The following is a 23,809-nucleotide window of genomic DNA, read 5'->3' on the forward strand; positions in this document are numbered from 1 at the left end:
GTTTTTTCTCTTTTCTGCTCAATGACTTGTGATGGATTTTCAGTCCAAATTCCCCGCTTCGCGGAGGATTTCGGCGGCTTCGACAGCGCGCCGCAGGTCGTGCATCCCTTGCCATAGGGTCTTGACCCCGGGCTCGCCGTCGCCCTTGCGCCCGATGAAGCCACCGAGCATCGCGATCAGGCGCACGACTTCGTTGTGAACCGCTGGAAAAGATGTGTGTCATGCAATGCGTAGAGGGGCCGCTTTCTCGATACGCGACGGTCCGGATTGGGTCGAAACCTGCCGGTCGCGACGAAGTTTTTTCTGACTGCTCCCAGCCTCAAGCGGACCTTTCATCCACACGACTTATTGCGCACATGACCTCCCCCTTCTCAGAGGGCAGCCACATGAGCCCCTCTGTCAAACCTTGACCGCCACCTCGGCCACCACCGGCTGCCCCAGCGACCGCAACACATCCCGCACCAGCTGCGCCCGGTCCTTCGGCTCGGCCAGCGCGCGCTCGATGCGCAGCTTGTCGTTGCCAGCCAACTTGATGTGGCGGTTCTTCTGCACCAGCTCGATGATCTTCATCGGGTCGATCGGCGGATTCGGGCGGAAGGTGATCAGGATCACGCCCGGCGTCGCGTCGACCTTCTGCACGCCGTAGGGCTGGCTCAGCACGCGCAGGCGGTGCACATCGATCAGGGTCTGGGCCTGGGCGGGCAGCTTGCCGAAGCGGTCGACGAGTTCCTCCAGCAGCCGGTCGACCTGCTCGCCGGTCTTGGCGGTCGCGAGCTTCTTGTAGAAGCTCAGGCGCAGGTGCACGTCGCCGCAGTAGTCGTCGGGCAGCAAGGCCGGCGCATGCAGGTTGATGTCGGTCGTGACGTTGAGCGGATTGAGCAGGTCGGGTTCGCGCCCGGCCTTGAGTGACGCCACCGCCTCGGACAGCATCTCGTTGTAGAGCTGGAAGCCGACTTCGAGCATGTTGCCGCTCTGGTTCTCGCCCAGCACCTCGCCCGCGCCACGGATTTCGAGGTCGTGCATCGCGAGGTAGAAGCCGCTGCCGAGTTCCTCCATCTGCTGGATCGCGTCCAGGCGCTGCTGGGCCTGCTTGGTCAGGCTCTCGATGTCGGGCACCAGCAGGTAGGCGTAGGCCTGGTGGTGGCTGCGCCCGACCCGGCCGCGCAACTGGTGCAGCTGCGCCAGGCCGAACTTGTCGGCGCGCGCCATGATGATGGTGTTGGCGGTCGGCACGTCGATGCCGGTCTCGATGATGGTCGAGCACAGCAGCAGGTTGAAGCGCTGGGCCACGAAGTCGCGCATCACGCGCTCCAGCTCGCGCTCGGGCATCTGGCCGTGGGCGATCGCGATCCGCGCCTCGGGCAGGATTTCTTCCAGCATCTGGCGGCGGTTCTCGATCGTGTCAACCTCGTTGTGCAGGAAATAGACCTGGCCGCCGCGCTTCAGTTCGCGCAGCACCGCCTCGCGGATCACGCCCTTGCTCTCGCTGCGCACGAAGGTCTTGATGGCCAGCCGGCGCTGCGGCGCGGTGGCGATCACGCTCAGGTCGCGCAGGCCTTCCAGCGCCATGCCCAGGGTGCGCGGGATTGGGGTGGCGGTCAGGGTCAGCACGTCGACCTCGGCGCGCAGCGCCTTCATCTGCTCCTTGTGGCGCACGCCAAAGCGGTGTTCCTCGTCGATGATCAGCAGGCCCAGGTTCTTGAACCGGGTCTTTTCCGACAGCAGCTTGTGGGTGCCGACCACGATGTCGAGCGTGCCGTCGGCCACGCCCTTCAAGGCCGCGTTGATCTCCTTGGTGGTGCGAAAGCGGCTCATCTCGGCGATCTTGATCGGCCACTTGGCGAAGCGGTCGACCAGGGTCTGGTAATGCTGCTCGGCCAGCAGCGTGGTCGGCGCCAGGAAGGCGACCTGCTTGCCGCCCGTGACCGCGACGAAGGCCGCGCGCAGGGCGACCTCGGTCTTGCCAAAGCCCACGTCGCCGCAGACGAGACGGTCCATCGGCTGCGGGCTGATCATGTCCTGGATCACCGCGTGGATGGCGGCGTTCTGGTCGGCGGTCTCCTCGAAGCCGAAGTCGTTGGCGAACTGCTCGTAGTCGTGCGGCGAGTAGCGGAAGGCGTGGCCTTCGCGCGCGGCGCGGCGGGCGTAGATGTTGAGCAGCTCGGCGGCGGCGTCGCGTACCTGTTCGGCGGCGCGGCGCCTGGCCTTTTCCCACTGGCCCGAGCCCAGCCGGTGCAGCGGCGCCTCGTCGGCCGAGACGCCGGTGTAGCGCCCGATCAGCTGCAGCTGGCTGACCGGCACATAAAGCGTCGCCTGGTTGGCGTATTCCAGGTGCAGGAATTCCTGCAGCGCGGGGCTGCCGTCGGCGTTCTTCTCGCCCAGGTCCATGTGGATCAGGCCCCGGTAGCGCCCGATGCCATGCGCGCTGTGCACCACCGGATCGCCGATGTTGAGCTCGGACAGGTCCTTGATCAGCGCCTCGACGTCGCTGACCTGTTCCTGCTTGCGTCGGCGGCGCGTGGTCGGGCCGGCCGCGAACAGTTCGGTCTCGGTGACGAAGGCGATGCTGCCCTCGACCCAGGCGAAGCCGCTGGCGAGCGCGGCGGTGGCGATGCCGACGGGCTCGTCGCTGGCCTGGAACTCGGCCAGGCTGTCGAAGGCCGGCGGGCTGACACCGCTGGCACGCAGGAAGTCGAGCAGGCTCTCGCGCCGGCCGTCGCTCTCGGCCAGCAGCAGCACGCGGTCGCTGCTGGCGCGGACATGGGCCTGCAGCTTGGCCAGCGGGTCGTCGGCGCCGCGCTGCGCGCCCAGATCGGGCAGGGCCTCGATCCTGTGGCTCCAGGCGCTGTGCTCGACATCCTGGCTGCCGGGCCGCAGTGCCAGCTGCCTGTGCGGCTTGGCCACCGCGTAGAAGCCCTCGGCGTCGAGGAACAGGGTCTCGGGCGGCAGGGCGGGGCGATCCGGGTCGCCCTGGACCAGGCGGTAGCGCTCGCGCGTGTCCTGCCAGAAGCGCTGGAAGGCCGGCTCCAGCTCGCCATGCAGCACCAGCGTGGCGTCCGCGCCGAGGTAGTCGAACACGGTCGCGGTCTGCTCGAAGAACAGCGGCAGGTAGTACTCGATGCCGGCGGTCGCGACGCCGTTGCCGATGTCCTTGTAGATCCGGCTCTTGGTCGGGTCGCCTTCGAGCAGTTCGCGCCAGCGGTTGCGAAAACGTGCCCGCGCGGCGTCGTCCATCGGGAACTCGCGCCCGGGCAGCAGCCGCACCTCGGGCACCGGGTACAGGCTGCGCTGGCTGTCGGGGTCGAAGGTGCGGATCGAGTCGATCTCGTCGTCGAACAGGTCGACCCGGTAGGGCACCAGCGAGCCCATCGGGAACAGGTCGATCAGGCCGCCGCGCACCGCGTACTCGCCCGGGCTCACGACCTGGGTCACATGCTGGTAGCCCGCCAGCGTCAGCTGGGCCTTGAACCTGGCCTCGTCGAGCTTTTGCCTGACCTTGAACTCGAAGGTGTAGCCGGCCAGGAAGGCAGGTGGCGCCAGCCGGTACAGCGCGGTGGTGGCCGGCACGATCACGACGTCGGCGCCTTGCTGCTGGTCGCGCTGCTGGATGCGCCACAGGGTGGCGAGCCGCTCGCTGATCAGGTCCTGGTGCGGCGAGAAGCTGTCGTAGGGCAGGGTCTCCCAGTCGGGGAACAGGGCGCAGCGCAGTCCCGGCGCGAAGAAGGGCAGCTCGTCGAGCAGGCGCTGGGCGTCGTTGGCGTCGGCCGTGACGATGGCGACCGGGCGACCGGCGGCCTTTTCGCGCAGGCCGAGCTGGGCCAGCAGCAGCGCATCGGCCGAACCTAGGGGGCGCGGCAGGCTGTAACGTTTGCCAGGGGTGAGTTTGGGCAGTTCCATGCGGGGTCGGTGCTGATGGCCAAAAGTAGTATCCCACTCCGAATTTGGGCGGGGTGTGGCCAGGGCTTGATTTTAGAATCCTGCCACTCATGCCGCACGATTCCAAGCCTATTCCCTCCGTCGACGCGGCCACTGCGCCGCGATCGCCGCGTTGTCACGCCTTGATCCCCTGCGCCGGTTCGGGCAGCCGTTCCGGCCGGGCCGGACCCAAGCAGTACGAGTGGCTGGCGGGCCGACGCCTGGTCGACCACACGCTGGATGCCTTCCTGGCCGTTGACGTTGACCAATTGGCCAGCGTGGCCCTGGTCGTCGCGCCCGACGATGCCAGCCTGTCCAGTCCTGACCCGCGCGTGCAGGTGCTGCGCGTCGGTGGCGCCAGCCGCGCCGCCAGCGTGCACAACGGCTTGCGCGCGCTGCTGCAGGCGGGCACCGACAGGCAGGACTGGGTGCTGGTGCACGACGCGGCGCGCTGCCTGGTCATGCCACAGCAGGTCGCCGCCCTGATCCTGGCCTGCCAGGACGACGCGGTGGGCGGCCTGCTGGCGCTGCCGCTGCCCGATACGCTGAAGGCCGCTCAGGTTGATGCCGGCGTGGCGCGCGTGGCAGCGACGCTGGCGCGCGACGACAAATGGCTGGCGCAGACGCCGCAGATGTTCCGTCTTGGCGCGCTCGAACAGGCGCTGGCCGCCGCCGAGGCGGGCGGCTACGCCGGCATCACCGACGAGGCCAGCGCGATCGAGGCTCAGGGCTTGAGTCCGCTGCTGGTGCGCGGCAGCGCGCAGAACTTCAAGGTCACCTACCCGGAAGACTTCGCGCTGGCCGAGGCGCTGCTGCGCCTGCGTGCCTTGGCACCGGCGGCCTGATCCCGCCGGGTTTTTTCAATCTCCATCCCCGAAGCAAGCGAGCCCCCATGAGTGTCACCCTTTCCCGTCTGCCCCCCCTTCGCATCGGCGAGGGTTGGGATGTCCATGCCCTGGTCGAGGGCCGTCCGCTGATCCTGGGCGGCATCGAGATCCCCCATGAGAAAGGCCTGCTCGGCCATTCGGACGCCGATGCGTTGCTGCACGCGATCACGGATGCGCTGCTCGGCGCGGTTGGCCTGGGCGACATCGGCACCCATTTCCCCGACAACGACCCGGCCTTCAAGGGGGCGGACTCCTTCGTCCTGCTGCAGCAGGCGGTCGTGGCGGTCGGCCAGACCGGCTATCAGCTCGTCAACGTCGACTGCACCGTGATCGCGCAGGCGCCCAAGCTCGCGCCGTACAAGGCCGCCATGCGCGCGCGCATCGCGCAGGCGCTGGGCGTCGATGTGGCCCAGGTCAATGTCAAGGCCAAGACCGCCGAGAAGATGGGGCCGGTCGGCGAGGGCCGCAGCATCGAGGCGCGCGCCGTTGCCTTGCTGGTTCGTGGCTGATTCGCTGCTGAGGCCGGTCCGATTCAGCCGCGCAGCAGCGTCAGCTCGGCGATCAGGCCGCCTTGTGGGTGATTGCGCAGCACGAGCTGGCCGCCCATGCGCGCCACCGCCTTGTTGACGATGGCCAGCCCCAGCCCCGATCCGCTGGCGGTGGTGCGCGCCGCATCGCCACGGAAGAAGGGCTGGGTCAGGTGCGGCAGCTGTTGCGCGCTGACGCCAGGGCCGTGGTCGCGCAGCGTCACGCGCACCTGCTGGGCCTGGAGCTCGGCGTCCACTTCCACCCGGGCCGTGCCGTCGGGGCCGCGGGCGTAGCGCAGCGCGTTCTCCAGCAGGTTGCTGAACACGCGCCGCAGCTCGACCGCGTCGCCCAGCACCTGGGTGTCGGCGGCGATGCGCACGCTGACCTGCAGCGGGCTTCTGGGGCCGCAGGCACGCACGGCATCGTTGACGCAGCCGGCCAGGTCGATTCTTTCGCGCTGCACCGGCAGCGGGCGGGCGTAGTCCATGAACTTGTTGATGGTGGCGTCGACCTGCTCGATGTCCTCGACCATGTGGCCGCGCGCGGTCTCGTCGGCCACGCTGAGCTCGACCTCCAGCCGCAGCCGCGCCAACGGCGTGCGCAGGTCGTGCGAGATGCCCGCCAGCATCAGCACCCGGTCCTGTTCGGCCTGGCCGAGCTGGCGGGCCATCCGGTTGAAGCCGATGTTGACCTCGCGGATCTCGTGCGTGGCGACTGTCTCGTCGAGGCGCACGGCGTCGAAGTCGCCCTCGCGTACCTGGGCGGCGGCGGTCTGCAGGCGCTTGAGCGGCAGGTTGACCAGGCGTGCGAGCAGGGCGGCGCCCAGCAGCGAGAGCAGGGCCGCGATGCCCAGCCAGACCAGCCAGGTGCCACGCTCGACCGCGCCGACGCGCTTGGGGTCGGTCAGCAGCCAGAACTGCTCGCGCCCGATCCGAAAGCCCACCCAGAGCCCCTCCCGGCCGTTGACCTGGCGCGCCACCAGCGTGCCCCGGCCCAGCAGTTGCGTGAGCTCGGCGCTGATGCGGCGGCCAAAGGCGTCCTGGTCATAGGGCTGGTAGCTGTCGCCCGGTTCGCGCACCGCGATCTGCACCTCCTCTTCGTCGAGCAGGGATTTCATCAGCGAGACGCGCGCGATCGAGTCGACATGGCGCAGCGCCGCGCGGCTCAGGTTGACCAGCGAGGCGACCTGGCGCGCGCTTTGCAGCGCCCGCGGCTCGAATTCGAGCGCGCGGTAGCTCTGCAGCCAGGCCAGCATGCAGCCGAGCAGGATCAGCGCGAGCGCGAACCAGTTGCGCCAGAACAGGCTGATGCTCTGCCAGCTGAAGGGCATGAGGCGATTCAGCCAGGCCAGTCGGTTGCGGCGTTTCAATCCGGCTTTCCGTCCGGCACGAAGACGTAGCCCACGCCCCAGACCGTCTGGATGTAGCGCGGCGTGGCCGGGTCTTCCTCGATCAGCTTGCGCAGGCGCGAGACCTGCACGTCCAGGCTGCGGTCGAAGGGCTCGAATTCGCGTCCGCGCGCGAGCTGGGCCAGCTTGTCGCGCGACAGCGGCTGGCGCGGATGGCGCACCAGCGCCTTGAGCATCGCGAACTCGCCGGTCGTCAGCGCGAGGTCGGCGTCCTGCTTGCGCAGCGTGCGCAGTCCGAGGTCCAGCGTGTAGGGGCCAAAGCGCACCACCTCGTTTTCGCTCGACGGCGCGCCCGGCACCTCGGGCGGCGGACGGCGGCGCAGCACCGCGTGGATGCGCGCGAGCAGCTCGCGCGGATTGAAGGGCTTGCCGAGGTAGTCGTCGGCGCCGACTTCCAGCCCGACGATGCGGTCGATGTCCTCGCTCTTGGCCGTCAGCATGATGATGGGCGTGCGGTCCTTGGCCGCGCGCAGCCGGCGGCAGATGCTGAGTCCGTCCTCGCCCGGCAGCATCAGGTCGAGCACGATCAGATCGACCGCCTCGCGCTGCAGCACGCGGTTGAGGCTGCGGCCGTCCTCGGCCAGCAGCACATCCAGGCCTTCCTGGGTCAGGTAGCGCTTGAGCAGGTCGCGGATGCGGGCGTCGTCATCCACGACCAGGACGCGGTCGTGGCGCTGAGAGGCGTTCGGCATGTCGGTTGTTCCAATACTAGACCAGGCCGATTTTGCCAGCAGCGCCGCCCGGCCGGTAGCGCGCGGGAATTTACTGCGCGGTCCAGCCGCCGTCCATGTTCCAGGCCACGCCGCGCACGTTGTTGCCTGCCGGCGAGCACAGGAAGACCGCCAGCTCGCCGAGTTCCTCGGGCGTGGTGAACTGCATCGAGGGCTCCTTCTCGCCCAGCAGCTGGCGCGTCGCTTCCTCGTTGCTCATGTTGCGCGTGGCAGCGATCGCATCGACCTGTTTTTGCACCAGCGGCGTCAGCACCCAGCCCGGACAGATCGCGTTGCAGGTCACGCCGGTGGTGGCGGTCTCGAGCGCGGTGACCTTGGTCATGCCGACGACGCCATGCTTGGCGGCCACGTAGGCGACCTTGCCCGCCGAGCCCACCAGGCCATGCACCGAGGCGACGTTGATGATGCGGCCCCAGTTGGCCGCCTTCATGGCCGGCAGCGCCAGGCGCGAGGTGTGGAAGCTGCTGCTGAGGTTGATCGCGATGATGGCGTCCCAGCGCTCGACCGGGAAGTCCTCGACCGGGGTGACATGCTGGATGCCGGCGTTGTTGACCACGATGTCGACCTGGCCGAACTCGGTCGCCGCCGCTTGCATCATGGCTTCGATCTCGGCGGGCTTGCTCATGTCGGCGCCGTGGTAGCTCACGCGGGTGCCGAAGGCGGCGACCTCGGCCTTGGCGTCCTCGACGTTGCCAAAGCCGTTGAGCATGACGTTGGCGCCCTGGCGCGCCAGCGCCTTGGCGATGCCCAATCCGATGCCGCTGGTTGATCCGGTGACCAGGGCCGTTTTGTTCTTCAGCATGGGGTGAATTCCGTGAAATGGGGGGTTAGAGTGGGAAAAGGGAAGGATTTCGTCATCATCGTGTATCCCGCTCCCATTATCCTGCCCAGATTGACGCTACGATGACTGCCGAGGCAAGTCGCTTGACATGGAACCACAACTCAACTATCTGGAAGTCCCTGGAGTCAGGGGCAAGTTCGATTCCCGGCGCCGGATTGCCTGGTGGGACTGGAATGCCACCGGCCGCGAGCATCCCGACCAGATCGTGGTCTGCGTGCACGGCCTGAGCCGGCAGGGGCGCGACTTCGATGTGCTGGCGCGGGCCCTGGCGCCGCATGCGCGGGTCGTCTGCGTGGACGTCGCGGGTCGCGGCCAGAGCGACTGGCTGGCGGACCCGGTCGATTACCAGGTAACGACCTATGTGGCCGACCTGACCGAGCTGCTGTGCCACCTGCGCGACGGCTACCGCAAGGCCACCGGCGAGCTGGAGGCCAGCCTGAAGCTGGACTGGGTCGGCACCAGCATGGGCGGGCTGATCGGCATGGTGCTGGCGGCCCCGCCACATCAGGTGCTGCGCCGTCTCGTGCTCAATGACGTCGGCCCCGAGATCCAGCTGGCCTCGCTGCGGCGCATCGCGACCTACCTCGGCAACCAGCCGGTCTTTCCCTCGGAAATCGCCGCCGTGCATGTGCTGGAGAAGATCTGCGCGGCCTTCGGCCCCCACAGTCCCGAGCAGTGGCTGGCCTTGTCGCGCCCCATGCTGCGCCGCTCGCTGGGCGGCTGGACCTTGCATTACGATCCCGCCATCGCGCTGTCATTCAAGCAGATGCTGGCCGCCGCCGATGCCGAGCCGACCCAGGCTGGAGCGGCCGAGTCGCCGCTCTGGTCCTTGTACGACAGCATCGAGTCCCCCTGTCTGCTGCTGCGCGGTACCGATTCCGACTTGCTGACGCGCGAGACCGCGCAAGCCATGTCCGAGCGCGGCCCCAGGGCGCGCTGCGTCGAGTTCGCTGGCGTAGGCCATGCCCCGGCGCTGGTCCAGCAAGACCAGGTCGCCACCGTCAAGGATTTCCTGCTTTCTCCATGACTCCTCAAGACTCCCCCACGAGCAGCTCGGCGATCGCCGCCGCGCTGGCCAGCAACGCGCCGGCCGACAGCCAGGCCCTGGCGCGCGCGCGCGCCTTCGCCGAACCGCTGCTGGCCGCCAGCAGCCTGGATACCGGCGAGAACACGCTCGCGCACGCCGACGCCATGGTCGGCATCCTGGCCATGATGGGGGGCTCGACCGAGATGCAGGCCGCCGCTTACCTGGTCTACGCCTGCCAGTACCTGCAGCGCCCGCAGGAGCTGATCGCCAAGGCCTTCGGTGACAGCTACGCCCATGTCGCGATCGAGACCAGCAAGCTGCTGCAGTTGCAGCGCCAGGCGCGCAGCAAGGCCGCGCAGGTCAAGCTCGAGCGCGAGGCCGCGCAACTGCAGAGCGGCTTCGCCGGCAGCGCCGCCAAGGGCCAGCCGACCGAGCTCGACGCCAGCCAGACCGAGAACGTGCGCAAGATGCTGCTGGCCTTCTCGCGCGACCTGCGCGTAGTCATGCTGCGGCTGGCGTCCAGGCTGCAGACGCTGCGCTACCACGCCGCGGCCAAGAAGCCGCCCGAGCGCGCGCTGGCGCAGGAGGCGCTGCACATCTTCGCGCCGCTGGCCAACCGGCTCGGCATCTGGCAGATCAAGTGGGAAATGGAGGACCTGTCCTTCCGCTTCCTGGAACCCGACACCTACAAGCAGATCGCGCGCCTGCTCGACGAGAAGCGCGTCGAGCGCGAGAGCCATGTCGAGCAGGTGCGGCACGAGCTCGAATCGGCCTTGCAGGCCCAGGGCGTGCCGGCCTCGGTGCAGGGCCGGCCCAAGCATATCTACAGCATCATCAAGAAGATGCGCGGCAAGTCGCTGGACTTCGAGCGCGTGTTCGACATCCGCGCGCTGCGCGTCGTGGTGCCCACGGTGGATGACTGCTACGCGGTGCTGGCCTGGGCCCATTCGCATTTCAGCCCGGTGGCGCAGGAGTTCGACGACTACATCGCCAAGCCCAAGCCCAACGGCTACCAGTCCCTGCACACGGTGGTGCGCGACGCCCAGGGACGCGCCTTCGAGATCCAGATCCGCACCCAGGCCATGCACGACCATGCCGAGCATGGCGTGGCCGCGCACTGGGCCTACAAGGAAGCCGGCTCCAAGGGCTATGCGGGGGTCTCGGCCAGCTCGGACTACGACGCCAAGATCGCCGTGCTGCGCCAGCTGCTGGCCTGGCAGAGCGACCTCAGCGGCGCGGCCAACCAGCTGTTCGATGACTGCATCTACGTGCTGACGCCGCAAGCGGCCATCGTCGAGCTGCCCCGGGGCGCGACGCCGGTCGATTTCGCCTACACCGTGCACACGACCCTGGGTCACCGCTGCCGTGGCGCGCGGGTCGACGGCGCCATGGTCACGCTCAATACCCCGTTGCGCAGCGGCCAGACGGTCGAGATCGTGGTGGTCAAGGAGGGCGGCCCCTCGCGCGACTGGCTCAACCCCGAGCTGGGCTACCTGGCCAGCCACCGCGCCAAGAGCAAGGTGCGCGCCTGGTTCAACGCGCTGGCGGCCGAGGACAACGCGGCCCGCGGGCGCGAGGCGATCGAGCGCCTGCTGCAGCGCGAGGGCAAGACCGCCTGGCGCCACGAGGATCTCGCGACCGCGCTGGGCTTCGAGACGCCGCAGGCCCTGTTCGAGTCGGTCGGCAAGGAGGAGACCTCGCTGCGCGCGGTCGAGCAGCAGCTCAAGCCGCAGGAGGTGGCCCCGGTGGCCGACGAGGTCGTGATCCGCAAGGCGCGTGGCGCCGAGCAATCTTCTTCTGGCGGCGTGCTGGTGGTCGGGATCGACTCGCTGCTGACCCAGCTGGCGCGTTGCTGCAAGCCCGCGCCGCCCGACGAGATCCGTGGCTACGTCACGCGCGGCAAGGGGGTCAGCATCCACCGCGGCGACTGCGCCGACTTCGGCCACCTGAGCCGGCTGCATCCGGGGCGCGTGATCGAGGTGCAGTGGAGCGCGACCAAGGGCAAGGGCGCCGAGCCGGCGGTCTATCCGGTCGACGTCGCGGTCGAGGCCCAGGACCGCCAGGGCCTGCTGCGCGACATCTCGGATGCCTTCTCGCGCGAGAAGATCAACGTCATCGGCGTGCAGACCCAGACAGTCCGGGGCGTGGCCTGGATGACCTTCACGGTCGAGGTGCCGGACGCGATGCGCGTTTCGCGCCTGATGTCGGCCGTCTCCGATGTGCCGGGGGTGCAGCGGGTGCGGCGGCGCTAGTTTTTCGACGCATCAAAAGACACGGAATTTGCTGCTATACTTCTGGTTTCGCGGCAATGCAGGCTTGTAGCTCAGTTGGTTAGAGCACCACCTTGACATGGTGGGGGTCGTTGGTTCGAATCCAATCAAGCCTACCAGAATTTCGTTAATGCTGACAACAGTTTTAATAGCTTTCTGGAGTGAATCAATCTGATTCAGGATTTTTTCAGGTATACTGCGAAGCTTGAATTTCTAGGCTCGTAGCTCAGTTGGTTAGAGCACCACCTTGACATGGTGGGGGTCGCTAGTTCGAATCTAGTCGAGCCTACCAAGAATTTCAGGACTGTAGCTCAGTTGGTTAGAGCACCACCTTGACATGGTGGGGGTCGTTGGTTCGAATCCAATCAGTCCTACCAGAATCAAAAAGCCCCCAAGCGTCAGCCTGGGGGCTTTTTTTGTGCGTCCAGCATGGGCGCGCACATAAGAGGATGGGCTTGCAGCGAGTGCGCGACTGTCCACGACCGGGACGTGAACGCGGCCAGGAACATTCTCGCGACGGGACATCGCCGTCTGGCAGCAGGAATTCCTGTTCTTTAGGGCGGGGAGGACGTCAAGGGGTTGATCAGGTTCAGGCGTCCGGCTGGTAGATCTTGCGCAGCAGCCGCAGCAGCGTGACGCGCTCGAGCGGGGTCAGGCGCGGGGTGGCATCGATCTCGAGCGCCAGCGCGGTGGCCTGGGCCTGTTCGAGCTGGCTTTCGCCTTCCGCCGTCAGGTGCAGGCCCTGGGCCCGGCGGTCATTCGGGTGATCGCGTTTTTCGAGCAGGCTGCGCTTTTCCAGGCCCTTGATCATGCCGACCAGGTTGGGCGGCTGCAGGTCGAGCGTCGCGCACAGCTGGCGCGCCGTGATGCCCGGGTTGTGACCGATCAGCGTCAGCACCGAGAACTCGACCGGACGCAGGCCGAACTGCGCCATGCGCGGAATGAAGGTCGCGATGATGGTCAGCGCCGCGCGGCGCGCGTTGTAGCCGATCAGCGCCTCCAGGAAGGAGGTGTCGACCCGCTCCACCGCCAGTCCGGCCGCGACCGGCCCCGGGTCCGCCTCGGGCTGGGGCAGCATCGGAGGCGGCGGGGTGGGATGGCGGACCGGGCTGGGCTCTGTCATGGTCTGGGGCATGGCTGGTGAATCAGGCCGCCATCATAGAGGGGCTTCAGGCCATGGCGCCCAAGGCCTGGCGAATCATGCCCTGGCGCATGGCGAGCTCCGGCCAGACCCAGCGCGCGAAGGCCGCGCCGCCCGGGCCGGGTGCGCCGGCGGCGTCCAGCCGGGCCCAGGCCCAGGCCATCAGCGTCAGCGTGACCGCGCGCAGGAAGTCGCCCGCCACCGGATAGAGCCGTGCCGCCACGCCAGGACCACCGGCCTGCAGCAGCTGGAGCAGCTCGCGCAGCTGCGCCACACCCGAGCGCGCCCGCGCGGCGGCGCCAGAATCTAGTTGCGCCAGATCCTGCCCGAGCCCGTCCAGCGTCGCGAGCAGACCCGCGCCCTGGTCGGCCAGCACCTTGCGAAACAGCAGGTCCTGGGCCTGGATCTCGTTGGTGCCCTCGTAGATCATCGCCACGCGCGAGTCGCGCACGATCTGCTCGATGCCCCATTCGCGCACATAGCCGTGGCCGCCAAACACCTGCAGGCAGTCGCTGCCGCCGTGGAAGGCCTGATCGGTCCAGCTCGCCTTGAGCACCGGGGTCACCAGGGCGCACCACAGGTTGGCCTGCTGGCGCTGCGCCGCGTCGGGATGGTGCTTGGCGACGTCGAGCTCGATCGCGGTGCGGTAGGCCAGCACGCGGCCAGCATCGACCCAGGCGCGCTGGGTGTCGAGCAGGCGCGCCACGGCCGGGTGTTCGATGATGGTGTCGGCTGGCTGACTGGGGTCGAGTCGCACCGGCGCGCGCATCTGGCGGCGCTCGCGGGCGTAGCCGTCGGCCTTTTGCCAGGCGGCGTCGAGCAGGCCCACGCCCTGCAGCGCGACATGCAGGCGGGCCGCGTTCATCATCAGGAACATCGCGTTGAGCCCCTTGCCAGGCTCGCCGACCAGCCAGCCGCGCGCCTCGTCGAAGCGCATGACGCAGGTCGGGCTGCCGTGCAGGCCCATCTTCTCCTCGATGCGCTCGCAGACCACCGCGCTGCGGGTGCCGTCCTGGTAGAACTTGGGCACCAGGAACAGCGACAGACCCTTGGGGCCGGGCGGGCTGTCGGGCAGGCGGGCCAGCACCAGGTGCACGATGTTGTCGGTCAGGTCGTGCTCGCCGCCCGAGATGAAGATCTTGGTGCCGCTGAGTTGATAGCTGCCGTCGGCCTGCGGCACCGCCTTGGTCCGGGCCAGACCGAGGTCGCTGCCGGCATGGGGCTCGGTCAGGCACATGGTGGCCAGCCACTCGCCGGTGGCGACCTTTTCCAGGTACTGGGCTTTCAGTTCCGGGCTGGCATGGTGCTTGATGCACTCGTAGGCGCCGTGCAGCAGGCCCGGCGCCATGGTCCAGCCCAGGTTGGCGCCGCTGAGCCACTCGTAGAGCACCATCTCCAGCACGGTGGGCAGGCCCTGGCCGCCGTCGGCCGGGTCGCCCGACAGCGCCGGCCAGCCGGCCTGCCAGAAGGCCTGGTAGGCTTCGCGCGCGCCCGGCGGCATGGTGACCGCGCCACCGTGGAAGCGCGCGCCGATCTCGTCGCCGTCGCGGTTCAGCGGTGCCACCACCTCGCCGACGAACTTGCCGGCTTCCTCCAGCACCTGACGCAGCAGGTCGGGGTCGGCATTGTCGGCCAGGGCCGGCAGCTGGGCCAGGCGGTCCTGGGCTTGCAGGACGTCGAACAGGATGAAGCCGATGTCGGCGGCTTGGGGGCGGTAGGCGTTCATGACGGGGTCTTGGATGGCAGGCCGTGCGGGCGGCTGTGGGTATTCAGGAATTCAGCAGGGGCCGAGTCGGGACAGCGCGGCCCCGGTGGAGGATCAGGAGTCGGCCCTGAAGCCGATTTCCTTGACGATGCCACGCCACTGATCGGCATCGGCCTTGAGCCAGGCGGCCAGCTGGTCGGGCGTGGACGACTGTACTTCCATGCCGACCTGGGCCATGCTGTCGATCAGGTCCTTGCTGGCCAGGGCCGGTTGCAGGTAGGCGGCGGCGCGGCGGCGCGCCTCGGGCGTGGCCTTGGCCGGCAGGAAGAAGCCATACCACTCGCGCACCGCGATGTCGAAGCCCTGCTCCTTGAAGGTCGGCACCTCGGGCGTGAACGGCGAGCGCTGCGGGCCGGAGGTGGCCAGCAGGCGCAGCCGACCCGACTTCAGGTGCGGCAGGTAGTCGCCTACCGGCGAGCACATCGACGACACCTGGCCGCCCAGCAGGTCCTGGATGCCGGGCGCCGAGCCCTTGTACGGCACATGCTGCAGATCGGCCTTGGACAGCTTGTTGAACAGCGCCGCCGTCAGGTGCGGGATGGAGCCCGCGGCGGGCGAGGCAAAGTTGGCCCGGTCCGGATTGGCCTTGGCCCAGGTCACGAAGTCCTTGATGGTCTTGACGCTGGCGGGCACGGCCGGGCCGACGCCGAAGCCGTGGCTGAAGAAGCAGGCCACCGAAACCGGCGCCAGGTCGTCGAGCGTGTAGGGCAGCTTGGCGTAGGTGAACGGGTAGACCGACAGCATCGAAGAGGGCGTCAGCAGCAGCGTGCTGCCATCGGCGGGTGCGGTCTTGAGCGCGCTGATCGCGATCTGGGCGCCGGCGCCCGGCTTGTTCTCGACCATCACGTTGTTGGCGTAGCTGCCGCGCAGCTTGTCGGCGACGCGGCGCGACAGGGCGTCGGTGGTGCCGCCCGGCGGGAAGCCGACCAGGATCCTGGCCATGTCCAGGCTGCCCTGGGCCTGGGCCGCCAGCGGCAGGCCGAAGGCCGACAGGGCGGCGGATCCCAGCAGGGATTGGGTGAAAGCGCGTCTGGTAGTCATCTTGTCTCCTCTTGGTTCTATACGGGGGTGGCTTCAGGCTGGCATCAGCTGCACATGGCCTTGATGTCCTCTGGGATCGCAATGGCCTTGATGCGTTCCGGGTCCTCGGGCGGGTTGACGACGAAGGCGCGTACCTCGGTGCCCTCGCACAGCAGCTCGTCGCCGCGCTGGATCACATGCCGGTGCACCAGGACCTTGGCGCGCCACTCGATCACGCTGGTGTGGATCCGCAGCCGCTCGCCGTAGGTGGCGGGGCGGCGGAACCTGGTGTGGATCTCCAGCAGCGGCAGGCCGACGATGCCGCGCGTCTTCTTGAGCTCACGCCAGGACGGCAGGCCACATTGGCGAAAGTAGTTCAGCGACGAGGCGTCCATCCACTTGGAGTAGTTCGGGAAGAACACGATGCCGGCGGGGTCGCAGTCGCCGAACATCACTTCGACTTCGTAGACGGTGGTCCTGGGTGCGCTCATGTCGGCGGCTCCGGTTCAGCGCGGTGCCAGGCGCAGCGCGCCGTCCAGACGGATCACCTCGCCGTTGAGGTGGCCGTTGTGGACGATGTGGCAGGCCAGCTCGGCGAACTCGCTGGGCTTGCCCAGGCGCGACGGGAAGGGGATGCTGGCGGCGAGCGAAGCCTGCACCGGCTCGGGCAGGGTCTTCATCAGCGGGGTGGCGAACAGGCCCGGCGCGACGGTGCAGACCCGGATGCCGTATTGCGCCAGGTCGCGCGCCATCGGCAGCGTCATGCTGACCACGCCGCCCTTGGAGGCGCCGTAGGCCTGCTGGCCGACCTGGCCGTCAAACGCGGCGACCGAGGCGGTGAACATGATCACGCCGCGCTCGCCATCTTCCTGGGGTTCGGTCTTGGCGCAGGCGGCGGCGAACAGGCGCGCCACGTTGTAGCTGCCGATCAGGTTGACGTTGATCACCTTGGCGAAGTCTTCCAGCGGCGCCGGGCTGCCGTCGCGGGCGATCACGCGCTTGGCGGTGCCGATGCCGGCGATCTGCATCAGGATGCGGGCCGGGCCGTGAGCGGCGGCGGCGGTGTCGATCGCGGCCTGCACGCTGTCGGCGTTGGTGACGTCGCACAGCAGCGCGATGCCGCCGATCTCCTCGGCGACGCGGCGCGCGTTGTCGAGGTTGACGTCGAGCACCGCGACCTTGGCGCCGAGGCGGGCCAGTTCGCGCGCGGTGGCCTCGCCGAGGCCGGAGCCGCCGCCGGTCACGAGTGCGGCTTGTCCTTGGATGTTCATGATGTGAGTCCTGCTGTAAGGGATGTGATGACTGCGGAGCGCCTGGGTCTCAGTGCTGGAGGGCCTGGGCCAGACCGCCCCATTGCTCGCTGAAGAGGCCGGGGTCCATGGTCTTGAGGTCGCGGATGAGGGGCTTGAACGCCATGTGGGCCAGCACGTCGCGCTCCAGGTCCACGCCCGGCGCGATCTCGATCAGCTCCAGGCCGTCGGCCGTGAGGTGGAACACCGCGCGCTCGGTCACGAACAGCACCTGCTGCTCGCGCAGCGCGGCATCATGGCCGTTGAAGGTGATCTGCTCGACCCGCTCGATGAACTTCGCGCTCTTGCCTTCCTGGACGATCGTCAGCTGGCCATCGCCCACGCTCACCTTGAGTCCGCCGGCGGTGAAGGTGCCGCAGAACACGATCTTCCTGGTGCAGCGGGTGATGTTGATGAAGCCACCGCAACCGACCGGACGGCCGTTGAACTTGCTGACGTTGACGTTGCCGTGCAGGTCGGTTTGCGCCAGGCCCAGGAAGGTGGCGTCGAGTCCGCCGCCGTCGTAGAAGTCGAACTGCGCGCTCTGCTCGATCATCGACTCCGGGTTGTAGGACAGGCCGAAGTCGCCGAGCTGGGCCGGAATGCCGCCGTTGACGCCGGACTCCACGCTCAGGCTCAGCAGCTCGGCCACGCCTTCCTCGGCCGCCACCGACGGGATGCCCGCCGGCACGCCGATGCCCAGGTTGGTCTGCGCGCCCGGGTGCAGCTCCATCGCGGCGCGGCGCGCGATCACCTTGCGCTCGTCGAGCGCCATCGGTTCGAGCGAGCCCAGCGGCACCTTGACCTCGCCGCTGAAGGCGGGGTTGTAGCGGGTGGCGATCGACTGCATGTGGTTCTCGGCCTGCGCCACCACCACATAGTCCACCAGGAAGCCCGGCACCTTGACCGACTTCGGATGCAGGCTGCCGGCCTTGACGACGCGCTCGACCTGGCAGATCACGATGCCGCCCCAGCGCCTGGCGGCCTGGGCGATGGAGAGCTGCTCCAGCAGTACCCCTTCCTTGTCCAGCGCGATGTTGCCGTTCTCGTCGGCCACGCTGCCACGGATGATGCCGACATCGATGCGCGGCGGGGCGTAGTAGAGCCATTCCTGGCCCTCGAACTCCACCAGCTTGACCAGGTCCTCGGTGGTGCCGGCATTCATCTTGCCGCCTTCCTGGCGCGGATCGACGAAGGTGCCCAGGCCGACCTGTGTCAGCAGGCCCGGCGAGCGGTTGGCGGTCTGGCGCGTCAGGTGCGACAGCGAGCCTTGCGGGAAGTTGTAGGCCTCCACCTCGTTGTCGGCCACCATGCGCATCATTTCCTTGCCGGTCTGGCCGAAGTGGCCCGCGACCACGCGCTTGATCAGGCCCTGGTGTGCGAAATGCTTCATGCCGGCGTCGTTGGCGTTGCCGATGGCGCCACAGGCCCAGGTGCTGAGCAGGCGCGGGTGGCCGGTTTCCAGGAACTGGCGCTCGATGCCCTTGAGCACTTCCTCGGCCAGCCCGGCCATGGCCAGTCCGCCCAGAAAGAGGGTGGCGTGGTCCTGGATGAGGGCGCCGGCTTGGTCGGCGGTGATGATTTTCATGTGCTTGCTTTCGGTGCGGGTGACTGGTGCGGCGCGTGACTTGTTAAGCGGTCGCGTCCGGGTTCTCGATCAGCAGCGCGATGCCCTGGCCGCCGCCGATGCAGGCGCTGGAGATGCCCCAGCGCAGGCCGGAGCGCTTGAGTTCGCGCGCCAGGGTGATGGTCAGGCGCACGCCGGTGCTGGCCAGCGGATGGCCCAGGGCGATGGCGCCACCGTTGACGTTGAGCTTGGCCAGGTCCAGGCCCAGCTCGCGGCCCACGGCCAGGGTTTGCGCGCCCTGGGCTTCGTTGATCTCGAAGCGGCCGATGTCGCCCAGTTGCAGCCCGCTGCGCTCCAGCAGCAGGCGGATCGCCGCCGCCGGGCCGATGCCCATGATCTCGGGCGGCACGCCCACGGCGGCGGCGGCCACCACGCGCGCCAGCGGCTGCTTGCCGTTGGCCCTGGCGTAGGCGCCCGAGGTGACGACACAGGCCGCCGCCGCGTCCACCAGCGCCGAGCTGTTGCCGCCGGTCTGCACGCCGCCCTCGTAGACCGGGCGCAGCTTGGCCAGCACCTCGGCCGGCGAGAGGCGCGGATGGGTGTCGGCCGCCACCTCGGTCAGCTTGCCCTGCAGCTTGATGCCGCGCGTCTGGTAGCCTTCGAGCTCGAACTTCTCGCTGATGACCGGCACGATCTCGCCGGCCAGGAAGCCGCTTGCCTGCGCCGCCACCGCCTTGGCGAACGATTCGGCGGCGAACTGGTCCACCTCCTCGCGCGTGATGCCGTATTGCGTGGCCAGGTTCTCGGCGGTCTGGATCATGTTGATGCCGGCGGCCGGGTCCTTCAGCGCCTCCCACATGTAGTCCTTGAAGCCGACCGGGGCGCCGAGCTTGAAGCCGGTGCGGTGGTCGAAGGCGGCAATGGGGTTGCGCGTCATGCTTTCGGTGCCCACCACCAGCGCGGTGTCGCAGGCGCCGGCCTCGATCTGCTCGCCGGCCTGGCGGAACAGCTCGAAGCCGGTGCCGCAGATGCGCTGCGCCATGACGGCCGGCACTTGCTGCGGCACGCCGGCGTAGAGGCCGATGTGGCGCGGCAGGAAGAACTGGTCGAAGTCGCCCGGGGCCATGTTGCCGGTGATGACCGACTCGATCTCGGCGCCGCTCATGCCGTTGCGCTTGAGCGCCTCGCGCGCGGCCTTGATGCCGAGGTCGGTCGGCGAGATATGGCCGAGCGCGCCGCAGTAGTCCACCATCGGGGTGCGAACGCCTTCGAGCATCCAGACGTCGTTGAAGGCGTTGAAGAATCCTTGTGCCATGTGAGTGTTCCTTGTGTGGCCGGGTTCAGGCCTGGGGTTTGATGAGGTAGTGCAGCGCGTCGGCGTGCAGCTTGGCGACGGTATCGGCGCGCTGAGTCAGCACCGCGCGCTGGTTGATCGAGCCCTTGTCGGTGATCTCGCCACGGTCCAGCGTCGGCGGGTCGGCCAGCAGGCACAGCCGGGCAATGCGGTTGGCGCTGCCGGTGGCGGTCCTGGCCAGTTCGTCGACGATCTGCTGGAACTTCGCCAGCACCGGCGCGCTGTCGACCACCTCGTGCATGGAGGTGTCGGCCGGCAGCCCGGACAGCGCGCGCACGGCCTGGGTCGGGAACACCATGGCGCCGACCTCCTTCATGTTCAGGCCCGTGATCACCACGTCCTGGACATAGGGGGCGCCGGCGGCGATGATCTTGCCGCGCAGCGGCCCGACGCTGACGAAGGTGCCGGTGGAGAGCTTGAAGTCCTCGGCGATGCGGCCGTCGAACTTCAGGCCCAGGTGGATGTCGGTCTCGTCGATCCACTTGACCGCGTCGCCGGACTTGAAGAAGCCTTCCTCGTCGAAGGCCTCGGCGGTCTCCTGCGGCGCGCGCCAGTAGCCCGGCGTGATGTTGGGGCCACGGTAGCGGATCTCGGTCTTGCCCTGCATGTCCACCAGCTTGACCTGCATGCCCGGGGTCGGCACGCCGAGGTCGCCGGCCGAGACGTCCGGGGTGGTGACGTAGAGGCCGAAGGGGCCGGATTCGGTCATGCCCAGGCCAGTGCTCATGACGATGCGTTCGCCGATTTCGAGCTCCTCGCTCTCGTACAGGCTGTCCCAGACCGGCTGCGCCAGCGAGGCGGCGGCGTAGAAGAACATCTTGACGCGCGACAGCAGGGTCTTGCGCAGCAGCGGGTCGGTCTTCATCGCGGCGGCGATGGTCTCGAAGCCGGTCGGCACGTTGAAGTAGACGGTGGGCGCGATTTCCCGCAGGTTGCGCAGCGTCTCGTGCACCAGCGCCGGGGTCGGCTTGCCGTCGTCGATGTAGAGCGTGCCGCCGTTGTAGAGCACCATGCCGGCGTTGTGGTTGCCGCCGAAGGTGTGGTTCCAGGGCAGCCAGTCCACCAGCACCAGCGGCTCCTGGGTCAGCACCGGCATCGACTGGCACATCTGCTGCTGGTTGGCGCACCACATGCGCTGGGTGTTGATGACCGCCTTGGGCAGCTTGGTCGAGCCGCTGGTGAACATGAACTTGACGATGCTGTCCGGGCCGGTGGCGGCGATCGCGGCGTCGACCGCCGGCGTCTCGGGCGTGGCGCAGAGCGATTCGAAGGAGGTACTGCTCAGGCCGGGTAGCTCGCCCTCGACCAGCACCAGCTCCATGTCGGGGCTGGCCACGGCCCGCAGCGCCTTGCCGTAGCGCGCCGCGTCGGCCGCGAACAGCAGGCCCGGCGTGACCGTGTTGATCACATGGCGCAGCTTGTCGTAATCCTGGCTGATCAGCGAGTAGGCGGTCGAAGTCTGCACATAGGGCACGCCCGCCAGCATGCAGCCCAGCGACAGCAGCGCGTGCTCCAGGCTGTTCTCGGACAGGATCACGACCGGCCGCTCGACGCTCAGGCCACGCGCGATCAGGCCCTGCGCGATCCGGCGCGCGGTCTGCCAGGCCTCGCCGTAACTCAGGTGTCGCCAGTCACCCAGGCTGCCGTCGGGCAGCTTGACGCGGCGCGCCATGAAGCTGCGTGTCGGCACGGTCTCGGCCCAGTGCCGGAGCCGGTCGGTCATGCGCCCGGGGTAGGGCAGCAGCGGCTGGTCGGCCTGCAGGTAATGGGTGCCGGGCGCGCCGTCGCGCAGCTTGACCCGGGTTACGCCGAAGATCAGCGGGCGGTACTTGGGGGACTGGTCGAAATTCATGTTCTTGTGCTCCTCTGCGGGGGGGTGGCGTCGGTTTGCTCGGACCGATCAGGCCTTCTGGACCTTGGCCGCCTTGCCTTCGAGGAAGGCGCGCACGCGGGCCTTGGCCTCGGGCGCTGATTGCACGATCGACACCATCAGCGCCTCGGTGAAGAGGCCGTGGTCAGCCGGCTGCTCGGCGATGCGCGGCAGGGCGTGCATCAGCGCGTAGTTGGTCAGCGGCGCGTTGCTGGCGATGCGGTTGGCCAGTTCGAGCGCCTTGTCCAACGCCGTGCCGGTGGGCACCAGGTACTGGGCCAGGCCCACGCGCTCGCCATCGATGGCGCCGTAGACGCGCCCGGTCAGCATCATGTCCATCATGCGGGCCGCGCCGATCAGCTTGGGGATGCGCACCGCGCCGCCGCCGCCGACGAAGATGCCGCGCGTGCCCTCGGGCAGGGCGAAGAAGGCCGACTCGTCGGCCACGCGGATATGGCAGGCACTCGCCAGTTCCAGGCCGCCGCCGACGACGGCGCCGTGCAGCGCCACGATCACCGGCACCGGTCCCTTTTCAAGGCACTCCAGCGCGCTGTGCCACATGCGGGAGTGGTGCAGGCCCTCGCCCGCGTCGCGCTCCTGCAGCTCGGACAGGTCCAGGCCGGCGCAGAAATGCTCGCCCTCGCCATGGATGACGGCCGCGCGCGCTTCCTTGGGCAGGTGCTGGAAGATGTCGCGCAGGGCCAGGATCAGGCCGTCATTGAGCGCGTTGCGCTTGGCCGGACGGCACAGGCGGATCACGGCGACGCTGCCGCGCATTTCCAGCTGGATGGCGTCCTGGGCTGAGGGGGTGGACAAGTGGCTCATGATCGATTCGGCTTGGAGTGGATGAAAGGGATATAAAGTTATATCGAATAACTTCATGTTCTCATGATTTCGATCGGCTTTTGATCGGGGTTAACCCTTGGTGGCTGTTCTTCCAAGGGTTTTCACGGGGTTATGGCCAGAAAATGCCGTGCATCTATCGATTCATGACGTAGCAAGGGAAAACACCAGGTTGGCCGATCATGGGGTCGGCGCAGAATATGGATATCTAAAATAACCTTAAAGCAAGCGCATGACATCCATCGCAACCCACAAGTCAACCCGCAAGTCCCGGTCGACGGCGGTTTCCAGCTGGCGCTCGGCACCGAGCCAGCTGCTCGCCAGCCTGAGCCTGGCGCTGCCGGCCCTGTTCGGCGCCTCGGCGGTCCAGGCCCAGCAGATCACGATCAAGTACTCGCATTTCCTGCCGGCGAACTCGGGCTTCAACCAGAAGGTGGCGCTGCCCTGGTGCGCCGCGATCGAGAAGGATTCGGGCGGCAAGATGAAGTGCCAGCTCTACCCCTCGCTGGCGCTGGGCGGCACGCCGGCGCAGCTGGCCGACCAGGTCAAGAACGGCGTGGCCGACGTGGTCTGGACCTCGCCGAGCTACTCGACCGGGCGCTTTCCGCGCACCGAGGCGCTTGAGCTGCCGTTCACGCTGCCGGGCGACGGTCTGGCCGGCTCGCGCGCGATGTGGGACTATGCCCAGCAATACGCCATGGCGGACTTCAAGGATTTCAAGCTGCTGGCCATCCACAGCGGCGGCAACAGCGTCATCAGCACCGCCAGCAAGCCCATCCTGTCGGCGGCCGACCTCAAGGGCCTCAAGGTGCGCAGCCCGTCGCGCTTTGCCGCGCTGTTCCTGTCGGCGATCGGCAGCACCCCGGTCAACATGCCGCTGGCGCAGGTGACCGAGGGCATTTCCAAGGGCGTGATCGATGGCGCCATGATTCCCTGGGAGGTGTTGCCCGCGATCAAGGTCGACGAGGTGACCAAGTACCACATCGAGGGGATGCCGAACCAGCCCGGTTTCATCCAGACGCCGATGGCCATCCTGATGAACAAGGCCAAGTACGACAGCCTGGCGCCCGAGTTCAAGGCCGTGATCGACAAGCACAGCGGCCAGGCCCTGGTCGACCTGATCGGCAAGGCCTGGGACGATGGCATCGCCGACACGCGCAAGAAGCTCGCCGCGCAGGGCAACAAGACCCTGGTGATCAAGGACGCCGACTACAACGCGATGAAGAAGAGCACCGCTTCGGTCGAGGCCGACTGGGTCAGGCAGGCCAATGCCCGTGGCCTGGACGGCAACAAGCTGGCGACCGAAGTCCACGCCATCGGCAACAAGTACCTCGGCAAGTGAGGCTGGCGCCG

Annotated in this window: 19 protein-coding genes, 3 tRNA genes and 1 pseudogene; 9 read left to right on the top strand and 14 right to left on the bottom strand. The window is 68.1% G+C overall.

Annotation, left to right across the window (positions count from 1 at the left end):
• Window positions 1-39: 39 nt before the first annotated feature.
• Together PHR85_RS02040 and mfd are read right to left on the bottom strand one after the other, a co-directional pair.
• Window positions 40-192 (bottom strand): annotated as a pseudogene (locus tag PHR85_RS02040) (IS4 family transposase); the annotation flags it as partial.
• A 207-nt stretch (window positions 193-399) separates the two neighbouring features.
• Window positions 400-3,897: a transcription-repair coupling factor gene (mfd, locus tag PHR85_RS02045; protein ID WP_300049808.1), complete on the bottom strand. Its 3,498-nt coding sequence runs from the start codon at window positions 3,895-3,897 to the stop codon at window positions 400-402.
• Between the two features lie 89 nt (window positions 3,898-3,986).
• Here mfd and ispD point away from each other — a divergent pair, with 89 nt between their 5' ends.
• Window positions 3,987-4,760: a 2-C-methyl-D-erythritol 4-phosphate cytidylyltransferase gene (gene ispD, locus PHR85_RS02050; protein WP_300049810.1), complete on the top strand. Its 774-nt coding sequence runs from the start codon at window positions 3,987-3,989 to the stop codon at window positions 4,758-4,760.
• Between the two features lie 47 nt (window positions 4,761-4,807).
• Window positions 4,808-5,311: a 2-C-methyl-D-erythritol 2,4-cyclodiphosphate synthase gene (gene ispF, locus PHR85_RS02055; protein WP_300049812.1), complete on the top strand. Its 504-nt coding sequence runs from the start codon at window positions 4,808-4,810 to the stop codon at window positions 5,309-5,311.
• A gap of 23 nt (window positions 5,312-5,334) precedes the next feature.
• On the opposite strand, the gene PHR85_RS02060 is transcribed toward ispF, so the two are convergent.
• From PHR85_RS02060 to PHR85_RS02070, 3 genes are all read right to left on the bottom strand, one after another.
• A complete protein-coding gene (locus PHR85_RS02060; RefSeq protein WP_300049814.1) occupies window positions 5,335-6,699 on the bottom strand; it encodes an ATP-binding protein in 1,365 nt (454 codons plus the stop codon).
• A complete protein-coding gene (gene ompR, locus PHR85_RS02065; RefSeq protein ID WP_300049817.1) occupies window positions 6,696-7,430 on the bottom strand; it encodes a two-component system response regulator OmpR in 735 nt (244 codons plus the stop codon). Before ompR ends, PHR85_RS02060 begins: the two co-directional genes overlap by 4 nt.
• 70 nt (window positions 7,431-7,500) lie before the next feature.
• Entirely contained in the window at window positions 7,501-8,271 is a 771-nt protein-coding gene (locus PHR85_RS02070; RefSeq protein WP_300049819.1) for a 3-hydroxybutyrate dehydrogenase, read from the bottom strand.
• Between the two features lie 127 nt (window positions 8,272-8,398).
• On the opposite strand from PHR85_RS02070, the gene PHR85_RS02075 reads away from it, so the two are divergent.
• The 6 genes from PHR85_RS02075 to PHR85_RS02100 all read left to right on the top strand — a co-directional run bounded on the left by PHR85_RS02075 (window position 8,399) and on the right by PHR85_RS02100 (window position 12,165).
• Entirely contained in the window at window positions 8,399-9,337 is a 939-nt protein-coding gene (locus tag PHR85_RS02075) for an alpha/beta hydrolase (protein ID WP_300049821.1), read from the top strand.
• A complete protein-coding gene (locus PHR85_RS02080) occupies window positions 9,334-11,589 on the top strand; it encodes a bifunctional (p)ppGpp synthetase/guanosine-3',5'-bis(diphosphate) 3'-pyrophosphohydrolase (protein ID WP_300049823.1) in 2,256 nt (751 codons plus the stop codon). Before PHR85_RS02075 ends, PHR85_RS02080 begins: the two co-directional genes overlap by 4 nt.
• Before the next feature lie 60 nt (window positions 11,590-11,649).
• Window positions 11,650-11,726: transfer RNA gene (locus tag PHR85_RS02085), tRNA-Val, on the top strand.
• Between the two features lie 96 nt (window positions 11,727-11,822).
• Window positions 11,823-11,899, top strand: a tRNA-Val gene (locus tag PHR85_RS02090).
• Window positions 11,900-11,907: 8 nt separating this feature from the next.
• Window positions 11,908-11,984, top strand: a tRNA-Val gene (locus PHR85_RS02095).
• 52 nt (window positions 11,985-12,036) lie between these two features.
• Window positions 12,037-12,165: a zinc ribbon domain-containing protein gene (locus tag PHR85_RS02100; RefSeq protein ID WP_367278695.1), complete on the top strand. Its 129-nt coding sequence runs from the start codon at window positions 12,037-12,039 to the stop codon at window positions 12,163-12,165.
• A 31-nt stretch (window positions 12,166-12,196) separates the two neighbouring features.
• Here the strand turns inward: PHR85_RS02100 and PHR85_RS02105 are convergent, their stop codons facing one another.
• The 9 genes from PHR85_RS02105 to PHR85_RS02145 all read right to left on the bottom strand — a co-directional run bounded on the left by PHR85_RS02105 (window position 12,197) and on the right by PHR85_RS02145 (window position 22,438).
• Complete coding sequence (locus PHR85_RS02105) at window positions 12,197-12,742, bottom strand: MarR family winged helix-turn-helix transcriptional regulator (RefSeq protein ID WP_300049824.1); 546 nt, start codon at window positions 12,740-12,742, stop codon at window positions 12,197-12,199.
• Window positions 12,743-12,776: 34 nt separating this feature from the next.
• Complete coding sequence (locus PHR85_RS02110) at window positions 12,777-14,474, bottom strand: acyl-CoA dehydrogenase family protein (protein ID WP_300049826.1); 1,698 nt, start codon at window positions 14,472-14,474, stop codon at window positions 12,777-12,779.
• 93 nt (window positions 14,475-14,567) lie between these two features.
• Window positions 14,568-15,554, bottom strand: coding sequence for a Bug family tripartite tricarboxylate transporter substrate binding protein (locus tag PHR85_RS02115; protein WP_300049829.1), 987 nt, complete (start codon window positions 15,552-15,554; stop codon window positions 14,568-14,570).
• A 44-nt stretch (window positions 15,555-15,598) separates the two neighbouring features.
• Window positions 15,599-16,024 carry a thioesterase family protein gene (locus PHR85_RS02120; RefSeq protein WP_300049830.1) on the bottom strand — a complete coding sequence of 142 codons (426 nt, stop codon included), beginning with the start codon at window positions 16,022-16,024 and terminating at the stop codon, window positions 15,599-15,601.
• 15 nt (window positions 16,025-16,039) lie between these two features.
• Window positions 16,040-16,804 (bottom strand): SDR family NAD(P)-dependent oxidoreductase, encoded by a 765-nt coding sequence (locus PHR85_RS02125; protein ID WP_300049832.1) that lies wholly within the window; start codon window positions 16,802-16,804, stop codon window positions 16,040-16,042.
• A 49-nt stretch (window positions 16,805-16,853) separates the two neighbouring features.
• The gene (locus tag PHR85_RS02130) at window positions 16,854-18,410 is read right to left on the bottom strand and encodes an acyl CoA:acetate/3-ketoacid CoA transferase (RefSeq protein ID WP_300049834.1); all 1,557 of its coding nucleotides are present in this window, start codon (window positions 18,408-18,410) and stop codon (window positions 16,854-16,856) included.
• Window positions 18,411-18,453: 43 nt separating this feature from the next.
• Window positions 18,454-19,704: a thiolase family protein gene (locus PHR85_RS02135; RefSeq protein ID WP_300049835.1), complete on the bottom strand. Its 1,251-nt coding sequence runs from the start codon at window positions 19,702-19,704 to the stop codon at window positions 18,454-18,456.
• Window positions 19,705-19,729: 25 nt separating this feature from the next.
• Window positions 19,730-21,595: a feruloyl-CoA synthase gene (locus PHR85_RS02140; protein ID WP_300049837.1), complete on the bottom strand. Its 1,866-nt coding sequence runs from the start codon at window positions 21,593-21,595 to the stop codon at window positions 19,730-19,732.
• 48 nt (window positions 21,596-21,643) lie between these two features.
• Window positions 21,644-22,438 carry a crotonase/enoyl-CoA hydratase family protein gene (locus PHR85_RS02145; RefSeq protein WP_300049840.1) on the bottom strand — a complete coding sequence of 265 codons (795 nt, stop codon included), beginning with the start codon at window positions 22,436-22,438 and terminating at the stop codon, window positions 21,644-21,646.
• A gap of 250 nt (window positions 22,439-22,688) precedes the next feature.
• Here PHR85_RS02145 and PHR85_RS02150 point away from each other — a divergent pair, with 250 nt between their 5' ends.
• Window positions 22,689-23,798: a TRAP transporter substrate-binding protein gene (locus tag PHR85_RS02150; protein ID WP_300049843.1), complete on the top strand. Its 1,110-nt coding sequence runs from the start codon at window positions 22,689-22,691 to the stop codon at window positions 23,796-23,798.
• Window positions 23,799-23,809 lie beyond the last annotated feature (11 nt).

The sequence above is a fragment of the Malikia sp. genome (genome assembly GCF_028687635.1).
Taxonomy (GTDB): Bacteria; Pseudomonadota; Gammaproteobacteria; order Burkholderiales; family Burkholderiaceae_C; genus Malikia.